At 69.6% G+C, this 12324-nt stretch carries 9 protein-coding genes and 1 tRNA gene; 7 read left to right on the top strand and 3 right to left on the bottom strand.

The annotated features are described in order from the left end of the window. Positions 1 to 5: 5 nt before the first annotated feature. Positions 6 to 1586, bottom strand: coding sequence for a GMC family oxidoreductase (locus ACIBK5_RS06700; RefSeq protein WP_399016897.1), 1581 nt, complete (start codon positions 1584 to 1586; stop codon positions 6 to 8). A gap of 198 nt (positions 1587 to 1784) precedes the next feature. Here ACIBK5_RS06700 and ACIBK5_RS06695 point away from each other — a divergent pair, with 198 nt between their 5' ends. Further along, positions 1785 to 3368 (top strand): GMC oxidoreductase, encoded by a 1584-nt coding sequence (locus ACIBK5_RS06695; protein ID WP_399016895.1) that lies wholly within the window; start codon positions 1785 to 1787, stop codon positions 3366 to 3368. Positions 3369 to 3395: 27 nt separating this feature from the next. On the opposite strand, the gene ACIBK5_RS06690 is transcribed toward ACIBK5_RS06695, so the two are convergent. Beyond that, the gene (locus ACIBK5_RS06690; RefSeq protein WP_399016893.1) at positions 3396 to 5003 is read right to left on the bottom strand and encodes a PucR family transcriptional regulator; all 1608 of its coding nucleotides are present in this window, start codon (positions 5001 to 5003) and stop codon (positions 3396 to 3398) included. A 126-nt stretch (positions 5004 to 5129) separates the two neighbouring features. Here ACIBK5_RS06690 and hisD point away from each other — a divergent pair, with 126 nt between their 5' ends. The 4 genes from hisD to ACIBK5_RS06670 all read left to right on the top strand — a co-directional run bounded on the left by hisD (position 5130) and on the right by ACIBK5_RS06670 (position 10650). After that, positions 5130 to 6455: a histidinol dehydrogenase gene (gene hisD, locus ACIBK5_RS06685; protein ID WP_399016892.1), complete on the top strand. Its 1326-nt coding sequence runs from the start codon at positions 5130 to 5132 to the stop codon at positions 6453 to 6455. A 95-nt stretch (positions 6456 to 6550) separates the two neighbouring features. Then, a complete protein-coding gene (locus tag ACIBK5_RS06680; protein WP_399016890.1) occupies positions 6551 to 8161 on the top strand; it encodes an APC family permease in 1611 nt (536 codons plus the stop codon). After that, entirely contained in the window at positions 8158 to 8826 is a 669-nt protein-coding gene (locus ACIBK5_RS06675) for a ThuA domain-containing protein (RefSeq protein WP_399016888.1), read from the top strand. Before ACIBK5_RS06680 ends, ACIBK5_RS06675 begins: the two co-directional genes overlap by 4 nt. Positions 8827 to 8862: 36 nt before the next feature. Then, a complete protein-coding gene (locus ACIBK5_RS06670; RefSeq protein WP_399016887.1) occupies positions 8863 to 10650 on the top strand; it encodes a thiamine pyrophosphate-binding protein in 1788 nt (595 codons plus the stop codon). A 76-nt stretch (positions 10651 to 10726) separates the two neighbouring features. Here the strand turns inward: ACIBK5_RS06670 and ACIBK5_RS06665 are convergent. Then, positions 10727 to 10800 (bottom strand) — tRNA-Pro (locus ACIBK5_RS06665). 100 nt (positions 10801 to 10900) lie between these two features. Here ACIBK5_RS06665 and ACIBK5_RS06660 point away from each other — a divergent pair. Both ACIBK5_RS06660 and cobF read left to right on the top strand, forming a co-directional pair. After that, on the top strand, positions 10901 to 11497 hold the full coding sequence (locus ACIBK5_RS06660) for a DUF309 domain-containing protein (protein WP_399016885.1): 597 nt from the start codon (positions 10901 to 10903) through the stop codon (positions 11495 to 11497). 42 nt (positions 11498 to 11539) lie between these two features. Continuing rightward, positions 11540 to 12310 carry a precorrin-6A synthase (deacetylating) gene (cobF, locus tag ACIBK5_RS06655; protein ID WP_399016884.1) on the top strand — a complete coding sequence of 257 codons (771 nt, stop codon included), beginning with the start codon at positions 11540 to 11542 and terminating at the stop codon, positions 12308 to 12310. Positions 12311 to 12324 lie beyond the last annotated feature (14 nt).

Genomic DNA, 12324 nt, shown 5'->3' with positions numbered 1-12324 from the left:
AGGCGTCAGCCCGCCGACGCGCGGATGAACGCGGCTGCCCTCTCGCCGATCATGATGGCGGGGGCGTTGGTGTTCCCAGTGACGAGGGTCGGCATGATCGACGTGTCCGCCACGCGGACGTTCTCCAGCCCGCGCACCCGGAGTTCGTGGTCGACGACCTTGCCCATCATGCAGGTGCCCGACGGGTGGTAGAAGGAGAACGACTGTGTGCGGACGAAGTCGTCGATGTCCTGGTCGCTGTCCGACAGCGGGGCGAGTCCGGCGTCGGCGGCACCGCGCAGGTCCGACCGCAGCAGGGACGTCAGCCGCTGCTCACGGGCGATGCGCATGCACAGCCGGACGCCCTCGCGCAGCCGCCGCCGGTCGTCGGGGTCGTCGAGGTAGTTGTGGAAGATGCGCGGCTTGGCATAGGGGTGAGAGTGGCGCAGCCGCACCGAACCGCGGCTCGCGGGTCGTGCCACATAAGGCCCGAACGACATACCGGGCTCGAGCGGCGCGGTCAGCCCCTCGTCACGGACGATGCCCAGCGCGGCGTGCACCTGGATGTCCGGTGCGGGGACGTCGTCGCTGGAGCTGAAGAAGCCGCCGGTCTCGTTCCAGGCCATCGGGCCGGTGCCCTGCCGGCGCAGGAGCTGCTCCTCCGCCGAGGTGTCCGGTCCCAGGAGCGGCTCGGTGTCGCTGAAGAAGCTGATGAAGCACCCGGTGTGGTCCTGCATGTTCCTGCCGACGTCCGGCAGGTCGTGCAGGGGGGTGATCCCGCCCGCTGCGAGTTCGTCGGCAGGCCCGACACCGGACTGGAGGAGCAGGTGGGGCGAGTTGTAGGCCCCGAGCGACAGCACGATCTCACGGTCGACGTGGATCGTCCGGACGGTTCCGAGGTGGTCGACCTCCAGGCCGGCGGCCCGCGAGCCGTCGAAGCTCAGGCGCAGGGCGGTCGTCGAGGGAAGCACGGTGAGGTTCGGACGGCCCGCGGCCGGCTCCAGGAACGCGATCGCGCTGCTGCACCGCAGGCCGTTCCGCTGCGTGACCTGGTGGTAGCCCACGCCCTCCTGCTCAGCTCCGTTGAAGTCCGAGTTGTACTTGTGGCCCGCGTCCTGAGCCGCCTCGACCCATGCCGTCAGCAAGGGGTGGACAGAGCGGGGGTCGCTGACGGTGAGGGGACCGCCGACGCCGTGGAAGTCGTCGGCGCCGCGCTCGTTGTCCTCCGACTTCCTGAAGAACGGCAGGACGTCGTCGTACCCCCAGCCCGGGTTGCCGAGCCGCTCCCACGTGTCGTAGTCGTAGCGGTGCCCGCGCACGTACAGCATGGTGTTCATCGAGCTGGTGCCGCCGATCGCGCGGCCGCGGGGCAGGTAGGCGCGGCGCCCCGCGAGCTGCGGCTCGGGCTCGGTCTCGAAGTCCCAGTCGAAGGCTGTCTTCAGCTGCTGGGAGAACAGTGCGGGTATCTCGAAGAGGCGGCCCCGGGCCAGCGGTCCCGCTTCGATCAGCGCGACCGTGACATCCGGATCCTCGGACAGCCGGGCCGCCAGCGCACAGCCGGCCGAGCCGGCCCCGACGACGATGTAGTCATACGATTCCCTGTCCATTTCGCCTCCGTGGAATTTCCGGTCGCCTTGGTCAGCGCGCGTCGTTCCTGGAGGAGGCTAGGGACGCCGGGCATGGTCAGCACATGCACGAAGTGAGCACTTGAGGCGCCAGTCATTACCCATTCCGTGCATGTGCTGTATCCGCGCCGCTGCTTAGGCTCTCTTCGAACCACCGCGGCAAAGAGGGGATCCCGACTCATGTCCGACCCGGTCCGTCAGGACTACACGCCCCCGGAGCTTCGGCCCGACGCCCTCGTCTCAGTCGATACCGCCGAGGAGATCAGCACCGACGTCCTGATCATCGGCTCCGGCATGGGCGGGTCCTCGCTGGCCTGGGCGCTGAAGGACTCCGGTCTCGACGTACTCGTCGCCGAACGCGGCCGTTTCCTTCCCCGTGAACCGGAGAACTCGCAGCCGGCCGAGATGTATATCAAGGGCCGGTACAAGAACGCCGGCTATTGGTACGACGGCAGCACCGGCAAGCCGTTCGCACCGGGTGTGTATTACTGGGTGGGCGGAAACACCCGTTTCTACGGCGCCATGCTGCCCCGTTTCCGGCGCAGTGACTTCACCGAGGTGGAACACCACGAGGGCGTCTCGCGTGCCTGGCCTTTCGGTTACGACGACCTGGAGCCCTTCTACACCGTCATGGAGCAGTTCCTCCAGGTGCACGGACAGACCGGCGAGGACCCGACCGAGCCGCCCCGCTCCAAGCCCTACCCGTATCCGGCGCTTCAGCACGAACCGGAGATCGAGCGGTTCTCCCGGTCGCTGCGCGGGCAGGGCCTGCACCCGTTCCACACGCCGAACGCCCTGAACATCAGCACGCAGGCCGATCGCGCCGCCGTGACGGCCGCCGACGGCTGTCCGGACGAGACGGGTATGAAGTCGGACGCCGAGAACCGGCTCCTCCTCCCCGCGCTGCGCGACGGGGTGAAGATCCTCACGGGTGCGGAGATCACCCGTCTGATCACCTCGCCCGACGGCCGCAAGGTCGTCGCCGCCGAGGCACGGCACGCGGGCCGTACCGTCCGGATCAACGCCAGGACCTTCGCCCTCGCCGGAGGCGCCGTCAACTCGGCCGCGCTGCTGCTCCGTTCGGCCGACGACGCGCACCCTGAGGGCCTCGGCAACTCCTCAGGGCTGCTGGGCCGCAACTACATGGTCCACAACAGCACGTTCTTCGTCGGGGTCAATCCCCTGCGGACCAACCCCACTCAGTGGCAGAAGACGCTCGGCCTGAACGACTTCTACGAAGCCGGACCCGGGACGCGCTTCCCTCTCGGGAACCTCCAGATGCTGGGCAAGCTGCAGGCCCCCATGCTGAAGCCCGCCCGCCCGTGGGCACCGACGTGGGCCCTGAAGTTCATGGCGGCCAGAAGCCTCGACATCTACCTGACGACCGAGGACCTCCCGTCCCGGGACAACCGGGTACGCGTGGACGGCGACCGCATCCTCATCGACTGGACGCCGACCAACCTCGCGCCCCACCACGAACTCGTGCGCCGGGTGACCCGGGCGGTCCGCAGGTCCGGCTATCCGCTGATCTTCACCCAGCGCATGGGGATCGAGACCAACTCCCACATGTGCGGAACGGCCGTGGCGGGTCGCGACCCGGCGGTTAGCGTGCTCGATCCCCTCTGCCGCAGCCATGACGTCGACAACCTCTGGGTGACCGACTCGTCGTTCTTCCCGTCCTCCGCGGCGCTCAACCCGGCCCTTACGATCGGGGCGAACGCCCTGCGCATCGCCCCCTCCCTCGCCGGGGCGACGAAGGGCTGACGCCGTAGCGGTCGGGCCCGCCGCAGGTCAGGTCCGCCGCAGCGTCGGCTTGCGCAGCAGGTCGTGTCCACGCACGGCCAGTTGCAGCCGCTGCTGGTTGCCGACCTGCGTGAGATCGAGACCGAGGATCTCGGAGAGCTTGTCGAGGCGGTGGTAGAGGGTGCGTCGCTGGATGAAGAGTTCCTCCGCCGCGCGCGCCTTGTTGCCACCGCGGTCGAGGAACGTGCGGAGGGTGGGCAGCAGAGGGTTCTTCGCCATTGCGTCGTGCTGGAGGAGCGGACCGAGTTCGTCCTCGACGTAGCGCCTGAGTTCGGGGCCTTCGGAGAGGGCGACGAGGAGGCGCAGAGCTCCCAGATCGTCGAAGTGGCGCACTTCCGTGGTCGAGGCCGCCGCCGCGACGGACGCCGCGCTGCGGCTCTGGCGCAGGGCCAGCGGAAGTACCGCCGGCTCCACGATGCGGCTGATGCCACCCCGTACCCCGTGATCGGCCAGCAGTGCCTGCACCTGGCCGGCGTCGGCGCGGGTGGGCAGGCCCACGACCGCCACGTCGAAGTCTCCGGTGTCGCCTACGACGGCGGGCCAGCCGGCCTCCTCCAGAAGGCGGGCGAGGAAGTGGTCCCTGTCGGGCTCCTCGTCCCCCGCCCAGGCTGTGACGACGATCAGGTCCCGTCCTCGCAGGTCCTGGCCGAGCGTCAGGCTGAGGGTCACGAACCGCTCTCCCGTGATGTCGCCGAGGAGAAGCCGGTTGAGCAGCGCCGTCTGGCGCTGGGACGCGCGGGCGCCGCTCTCCCGTTCGCTGAGCAGCGAGATCGCCACGGCCGCGGCGGCTCGTTCCAGCGTGCGCAGCTCGGGCGGGCTCGGCTGCCTCCCACCGTGCAGAAGGTGGAGCCACCCCCACGACTCGCCCCGGAGCACCACCGGCTGCCGAGCGCATGGCGCGACCTCGCGAAACGACGCCGCCGGGGCGGTCGGGGCCTCTGGGCGCTGCGCCGCGAGCGAGGGGTGGCGTTCGTGAATCGCCCGGGAATGCGCACTCCACTCGTCCACCACCCGGTCGGCCTCCGGCGTCGCGCCTCCGTACGCCAGCATCTGATGGGCGACGTCCTCCAGCACCACGGGGTGCCCGGTGCGACCGGCCAGTTCTCTGACCACGCCGACGTAGTCCTCGTCCGCCAGGAGGAGATCCATGAACGCCTGACTGGTGGCCTCCTCGGCGATCAGCTGCTTGACGCGCATCCCGACCAGGACCTCGTGGACCTGGGCCGACGTCTCGACGAAGGGAATCTCGTCGGTGAGTCCCACCAGGGGCAGGCCGACCGCCTCGGCCTCCTCGATCACGGCCTCCGGCATGGAGTCGAACATGCGCCCGGCCAGTTCGACGACGAGCACGGCCGCGTGGGCGTCCGCGAGCCGTCGGATGAACGCCCGCTGCTCGAGCGCTGTCGCGCCCATGCCCAGGCCGGCCGTCAGCAGCATCTCCTGACCCGTGAGAAAGCGATGGATGTCCGGGATCTCCCCGGTGTGCACCCAGCGCACAGGACGGTCCAGATTCCTCTCCCCGGCATACACACGCACGGCGGTGCGCGTGAACACCTCGAGCTTCAGGGCAGCGCGAACCGTCAGGACTTCAGCCATGAACCACTACCTCGATGTGTGCACGATCCAGGGCCAATATTGCACACACTGTGCCTGTCGCCCCACTCCTTGTTTCCCCAGACTTCAAGTCAAGCCCGCAGGCACGACCCCTGCAAGGAGTGCAGAGTGTCAGCACAACACAAGACCATCAAGGCTCCTGTCGCCGTGAAGACGTCACGGACCAGCCGTCCGGAAATCGTCGAGACCGTCGCCGACGTGATCGCCGACGTACGGGCCAACGGCGACGCCGCCGTGCGCCGCTGGTCGCAGAAGTTCGACCACTGGAGCCCGGAGTCCTACCGGCTCGGTCCGGAACAGATCGCCTCCGTCGTCTCCTCCGTCCCCGAGACGGTCCTCGACGACCTGCGATTCGTCCAGAAGCAGGTCCGCGGCTTCGCCCAGGCGCAGCGGGACTCCCTCACCGACTTCGAGGTGGAGACGCTGCCCGGCGTGTTCCTGGGGCAGCGCAACATCCCCATCGGCGCGGCCGGCGCCTACGTTCCCGGCGGCCGCTACCCCCTCACCGCGTCGGCCCACATGACCGTCCTGACGGCCAAGGTCGCGGGTGTCGAACGCGTCGCCGCGACGACGCCGCCGGACCGAGGGGCGCCGCCGCCCGTCAGCATCGCCGCGATGCACCTGGCCGGCGCCGACGAGATCTACGTCATGGGCGGTGTCCAGGCCGTGGCCGCCCTGGCGCTGGGCACCGAGACGATCGACGCGGTCGACATGCTCGCCGGCCCCGGCAACGCCTACGTGGCGGAGGCAAAGCGCCAGCTCTTCGGCGAGGTCGGGATCGACCTCTTCGCCGGACCGACGGAAGTACTGATCGTCGCCGACGGCACAGCGGACCCGTTCGTGGTGGCGACGGATCTGCTGTCCCAGGCCGAGCACGGACCCGACTCCCCGACGGTCCTCATCACGACGTCCGAGGACGTGGGCAGGCAGACCATCGCCTGGGTGGACAAGCTGCTGCCCGGCCTGCCCACCGGAGAGGTCGCCGGGCGCGCCTGGCGGGACCACGGCGAGGTCATCGTGGTCCCCACCCTGGACGCCGCCTGGGAACTCGCCGACGAGTACGCCAGCGAGCACGTCCAGATCCTGACCGCCGAGCCCCGCGAGGCCCTGCACCGGATGCGCAACTACGGTGCCCTGTTCCTCGGGGACAGGACGTGCGTCGCGTACGGCGACAAGGTCATCGGCACCAACCACGTCCTGCCCACCCTGGGAGCCGCCCGCTACACCGGCGGCCTCTGGGTCGGCAAGTACCTCAAGACCGTGACCTATCAGGAGATCAGGGACTCCGGGTCCAGTGCCCGGCTCGGCGAGATCTGTGGCAGGGCCTCGCGCATCGAGAACTTCGAGGGACACGCGCGCTCGGGAGACGTCCGCGCCGCGCGCAACGGATCGGCCCGGCTGGACTGGACCGACCACACCTTCGAGCAGAGCTGAACCGCGATGGCCGATCGCGACTTATGCCGGACCGCATACGCGGCACGGCAGCCGTTCGACAAGGAGCTCGTCCCCCTCGACCCACGGAGATCGTCATGTCAGCTACGGACAACGAGGCGCACGCGGCGCCCACATCCACCCCCGTCGGCCCCTCGGGCGGGGCCACGAGTCCCGCCTCTTCGGCCGAGGACGCGGAATTGCTCGCCGTACTCGGCTATGAGCAGAAGTTCGACAGAAAGGTCAGCCTGTGGGCGAACTTCGCCCTGGGCTTCGTGTACCTCTCACCCCTCGTGGGCGTCGTGGCCCTCTTCGCGGTCGGTCTGGCGACCGCCGGCGGACCGTCCGTCTTCTGGATCGCCATCGTCGGGGCCGGGCAGTTCCTGGTCGCGCTGGTCTTCGGAGAGGTCGTCTCGCAGTTCCCGCTCGCGGGCGGGCTCTACCAATGGGTACGAAGGCTCTGGAACGGGCGCTATGCCTGGTTCAACGCGTGGACGTACATCTGTTGCATCACCATCGGCATCACCAGCACCGCACTCTTCAGCTCGGACTTCATAGCCAGCCTCTTCGCAGGAACCGCCGACGCGCCGGGCATCAGCTCCACCCCCGCCCAGCGCCTGTGGATCGCGATCGGCGTGACCGCCGTCTGCCTGATCTGCAACTGTTTCGGCACCAGGACACTGGCCCTGATCTCGAAGATCGGCCTCGCCGCTGAACTGATCGGCATCGTTCTCCTGGGCCTGTACCTGCTGATCTTCGAGCGGCACAACTCCGTCTCGATCTTCTTCGAGACCAGCAGCTCCACCCACGACGACTACGTCATGGCCTTCATCGCCGCCTCGCTCGTCGGACTCTTCCTCTTCTACGGCTTCGAGGCGTGCGGCGAGATCGCGGAGGAGGTTCCCAACCCCTCCCGCAGCATCCCGCGGGCCATGCAGCTGACCGTGGCCGTCGGCGGAGTGGCCGCGCTCCTCGCGTTCGTCGGTTACGCCCTCGCGGCTCCGGACCTCGCCTCGATCCTCTCGGGCAAGGACACCAACCCGATCCCCTCGATCCTGCAGAACTCGCTCGGCATCGTGGGCACGAAGGCGGTGCTCGCGGTCATCATCACGTCCTTCATCGCGGGTGTGATGAGCCAGCAGGCCGCCGCGAGCAGGATCGTCTTCTCCTTCGCCCGCGACGACATGTTCCCGGGCTCCCGCGTCTTCTCGCAGATCTCCCGCAGGCACCGCGTCCCCATGAACGCGCTGCTGGCCGTGAACGTCCTTCCGCTGCTGATCTTCGTCTTCGTCTACTACTCGCCCGACTCCCTCACCAAGATCGTGGCGTTCCAGATGCTGGCCGGATACGCGGCGTTCATGATGGTCGTACTGGCCGCGCTGCGCATGCGCCTGAAGGGCTGGCGCCCCGCCGGAGCCTGGACCCTCGGCCGCTGGGGCTTCGTGGTCACCGCGGCGGCCCTGGCCTACGGCGTGCTCGGCATGGTTCTTCTCGCCTGGCCCACCGGCGACTCCGCAACCCCGTTCGTGGACCGGTGGATCGCACTCATCGGGTTCCTCGTCGTCTCGGCCGTGGGGCTGGTGTACCTGCTGACCGCGAAGCCGGAGCGCAAGTCCACCGCGCCCGAAGGCGACGCGATGGAGGTGGCAGAGCGTCTGCGCGGCCGCGCCGCGGCCCTGACCCGTACGGCCGGAGGAAACAACGCATGACCCGCGTCCTGTATCTGTACGGAGGCTGGCCGGGGCACAAGCCCTACCAGGTGGCCGAGGAATGGGCCCTCCCGATCTTCAAGAACCTCGGATTCGACGTCGACGAGACCAACGACATCTTCGCGCTCGACGCCGACCTCACCGGCTACGACCTCATTGCCCTCAACTGGAACAACGCGCTGCTGTCCGAGGGGCTGACCGCCGCCCAGGAGTCGAACCTGCTGGGGGCTGTGGAGAACGGCACCGGGATCGCCGCCTGGCACGGCGCGGCCGCCGCGTTCCGCACCAGCCTCAAGTACCACTGGCTGCTCGGCGGCAGCTTCCTCGAACACCCCGCCGGCGAAGGCGTGAAGTACCCCTACGAGGTCACCGTCACGGACACCGACCACCCGGTCACCGCCGGCGTGAGGGACTTCCGGGTCGCGTCGGAGCAGTACTACATGTCCGTCGATCCCAACAATCACGTCCTGGCCGAGTCCACGTTCACCGGCGAACACCTGCCGTGGCTGGAGGGGAAGACGATCCCTCAGGCCTGGACCCGCACCTGGGGACGGGGCCGCGTCTTCTACAGCGCGGTCGGACACGACCTCGACGACCTCCAGAACCCGGACGTCACCCGCCTGTGCACCCAGGGCTTCGCCTGGGCCGTCCGGCAGGACGCCTGACCCCACCATCCGAACCGAGCTGATCGGGAGCACACCATGCCTGTCCTCACCGGAGGCCAGATCGTCGCGCGGACGCTGCGCAACTACGGGGTCGACGTCGTCGCCGGCATCCCCGGCCACGGCATCTGGTCACTGACCGACGCCTTCCTCGACGACGAGTCCAGGATCCCCTTCGTCCAGACCTTCCACGAGCAGAGCGCCGTCCACCTCGCCGACGGCTACTACCGCGTCACCGGCCGCCCGCAGGCCGCCGTGACCTCCATCGGCGCCGGCGCGAGCAACACCGTCATCGGAATGGGCACCGCGTTCACGGACTCCACCAGTGTTCTCGTCGTCACCGGCGGCCCGCCGACCCACATGCGCGGCCACGGTCTGCTCCAGGAACTCGACCGCTACACGGCCAACGACTTCCCCAAGGTGGCCGAGGCCGTCAGCAAACGGCACTGGGTCGTCACCCGCGTCGAGGAGCTCCCCTTCGTCCTGCACCGCTGTTTCAACTCCATGCTGACCGGCCGCCCGGGCCCGGTGCACCTCGAAGTCCCCATGGACGTACAGGCCGAGGCCGCGAACGTGGACCTCCACGACCTCGAGCGGCGCATCCCCGTCGGCCGCCAGCACCCCGACCCGGAGGCCATCGACCGCGCCGTGGACGTGCTGCGCGCGGCCACCCGGCCGGTCATCGTGGTCGGCGGCGGTGCGATCACCTCCGAGGCGTCCGACCATGTCCTCGCGCTCGCCGAGCGGTGGCAGATCCCGGTGGTCACTACATGGAACGGCAAAAGCGCCTTCCCCGAGGACCACGAGCTGTTCGCCGGCAGCGTCGGCCAGACGGGCACGATGACCGGCAACGCGATCGCGAGCTCCGCCGACGTCGTCATCTCCGTCGGCTGCCGCTTCACCGACTGGTCCGCCTCCAGCTACGCCAAGGGCATCAGCTTCTCCATCCCGCCCGCGAAGCTCATCCACATCGATATCGACCCGCACGAGATCGGCAAGAACTACCCCGCCGAGGTGGGCATCGTCGCGGACGCGCAGCGCGCCGTGGCGGCCATCGTCGACTCGCTGCCCTCCCAGGGCGCCGACCGCTCCGAGTACCTCGCCGAACTCGCCCAGCTCAAGCAGGACTGGGAGGAGAAGCTCGCCGGCCGCCGCGACAGCGACCGCTTCCCGTTCACCTCACAGCGCCCGCTCGGCGCCCTGCGCTCCGTGCTCCCGCGCGACGCGATCATCGTCGCGGGCTCGGGCAACACCCAGGGAGCGGTCAAGCAGACCTTCCCCGTCTACTCCCCACGCACCCACCTCACCTCCGGCGGCTTCTCCTCCATGGGCTGGGCCATACCGGCGGCAGTCGGCGCCAAACTTGCCCGACCGGACAGCCCGGTCGTGTGTGTCCTCGGCGACGGCGACTTCCTCATGACCTCCCAGGAGATCGCCCTGAGCGTCACCGCCGGCGCACCGGTGATCTTCGTGGTCCAGAACAACGCGGGCTACATGTCGATCCGCGGCGGCCAGCGCAAGCAGACCTCGCGCCACATCGGCACCGAGTTCTCCCACCCCGACGGCTCGCCGTACAGCCCCGACTTCGCGGCCATGGGCCGGTCCTTCGGGATCGAGTCGTGGAAGGTCGACGACGCCGCGTCCCTGGAGCCGACCCTGCGCAAGGCGGTCCGGTCCGGGGCCCCCGCCGTGATCGAGGTCCCCACGGACCGCGACGCCGCGGGTCCCTGGGTTCCCGGCTGGTGGGACTTCCCGATCCCGGCGTATATCACCGACGAACGCCAGGACGAATACCACCGCACCCGGGCCACCGAACAGCACCTCTGAGAGGGCCGTGCCAGAAATGATCAAGGGGCGGTTTCGGATTCCTCCGAAACCGCCCCTCATCTGCGACTCCATCGAGTCGGGACGACAGGATTTGAACCTGCGACCCCTTGACCCCCAGTCAAGTGCGCTACCAAGCTGCGCCACGTCCCGATGCGCGCCCACTCGCGGTGAAACCGCGTGATCGCGCGAACAGCACCTTACCCCACCCCCCTGGCCGCGCCGAAAACGGCCCGGGCGGGACAATCGACGTATGGGCAGCACAGGCAGCAAGGGAAGCGCGGAGCACGCGGGAAGCACCTCCGCGGACCGGGCGAGCGAGACCCGGGACCGCGACAGCGAGGGGCGGGCACGCAACGCCCGGCCCCGGGACGGTCTCGGGCGGCCCCTGCCGTACGGCACGGACGGCGTGCCCCGGCAGCCCGAGGGCGTGGTCCGCACGCCGGAGGAGACCGTCGCCGAGGCACAGCGGCTGCTGGACGAGGGGAAGCCGTTCCACGCGCACGAGGTCTTCGAGGACGCCTGGAAGTCGGGCCCCGACACGGAGCGGGAGCTGTGGCGCGGTCTCGCCCAGCTCGCCGTGGGCCTCACCCACGCCGCCCGGGGCAACATCACGGGCGGGGCACGGCTGCTGCGGCGCGGGGCGGGCGCGACCGACACGTGGGCTTCCGGCTCCGGGCAGCCGCTGCCGCACGGCATCGACCTGGAGGGCATCGCCACCTGGGCCCGGGAAGTGGCCCAGGACGTGGAACGGGACGGCCGCGCCGTGGACGCGGGGGCACGGGCGCCTCGGCTCCGGGGAGCGGGCGGGGGCCCTGAGCAGATCCCTGAGCAGGGGCGCGGGGGCTGAGCCGGTGCGGGTGCTGTCAGCGGTGTGCGGCAGACTCGGGGTGTGCGAAAGATTCATGTCATCGGTATCGGCGCGGGCGACCCCGAGCAGCTGACCCTGCAGGCGGTCAGGGCGATGCGGAGCACGGACGTGTTCTTCATCCTGGACAAGGGCGAGGTGAAGGCGGACCTCACCCGGCTGCGCCGGGACATGCTCGACACGCACCTGACGCAGGGGACGTACCGCGTCGTCGAGGCGCGTGACCCGGAGCGGGACCGGGCCGCCGACGGCGCCGCCTACTCCCCCGCCGTCGGGGACTGGCGCAGCGCCCGCGCCGGCATCTACGAGCGGCTGATCGCGGAGGAACTCGGCGAGGAGGAGACCGGCGCGTTCCTGGTCTGGGGAGACCCCTCGCTGTACGACAGCACGCTGGGGATCCTGGAGGAGGTGCTGGAGCGGGACGCGGTGGCGTTCGAGTACGACGTGGTCCCCGGCGTCAGCAGCGTCTCGGCGCTCGTCGCCCGGCACCGGACTGGGCTCAACCGCATCGCACGGCCCGTGCAGATCACCACCGGGCGGCGGCTCGCGGAGGGCTTCCCGGAGGGCGTGGACGACGTGGTGGTGATGCTCGACGCCCACCAGACCTTCCGGCGGTACGCGCAGGAGGACGTCGACATCTACTGGGGCGCCTATATCGGCACCCCGGACGAGATCCTCGTCTCCGGCCCGATCGCCGAGGCCGCGCCCCGCATCGAGCGGTTGCGTGCCGAGGCCCGTGAGCGCAAGGGCTGGATCATGGACACGTATCTGCTGCGCAGGCGCCCCCGGGACTGACGCGGCTATCGTCC

This window comes from Streptomyces sp. NPDC050546 (assembly GCF_044457425.1).
Classification (GTDB): Bacteria; Actinomycetota; Actinomycetes; order Streptomycetales; family Streptomycetaceae; genus Streptomyces.
Note: the sequence above shows the minus strand (reverse complement) of the source record. Positions and strands in the feature narration are given on the sequence as shown.

What these genes read in the sequence shown, in the direction of transcription:
- ACIBK5_RS06680 (WP_399016890.1), top strand. Translation starts at nt 6,551, where the DNA reads ATGTCAGCTACGGACAACGAGGCGCACGCGGCGCCCACATCCACCCCC.
- ACIBK5_RS06700 (WP_399016897.1), bottom strand. Translation starts at nt 1,586, where the DNA reads ATGGACAGGGAATCGTATGACTACATCGTCGTCGGGGCCGGCTCGGCC.
- ACIBK5_RS06660 (WP_399016885.1), top strand. Translation starts at nt 10,901, where the DNA reads ATGGGCAGCACAGGCAGCAAGGGAAGCGCGGAGCACGCGGGAAGCACC.
- ACIBK5_RS06670 (WP_399016887.1), top strand. Translation starts at nt 8,863, where the DNA reads ATGCCTGTCCTCACCGGAGGCCAGATCGTCGCGCGGACGCTGCGCAAC.
- ACIBK5_RS06675 (WP_399016888.1), top strand. Translation starts at nt 8,158, where the DNA reads ATGACCCGCGTCCTGTATCTGTACGGAGGCTGGCCGGGGCACAAGCCC.
- ACIBK5_RS06690 (WP_399016893.1), bottom strand. Translation starts at nt 5,003, where the DNA reads ATGGCTGAAGTCCTGACGGTTCGCGCTGCCCTGAAGCTCGAGGTGTTC.
- ACIBK5_RS06695 (WP_399016895.1), top strand. Translation starts at nt 1,785, where the DNA reads ATGTCCGACCCGGTCCGTCAGGACTACACGCCCCCGGAGCTTCGGCCC.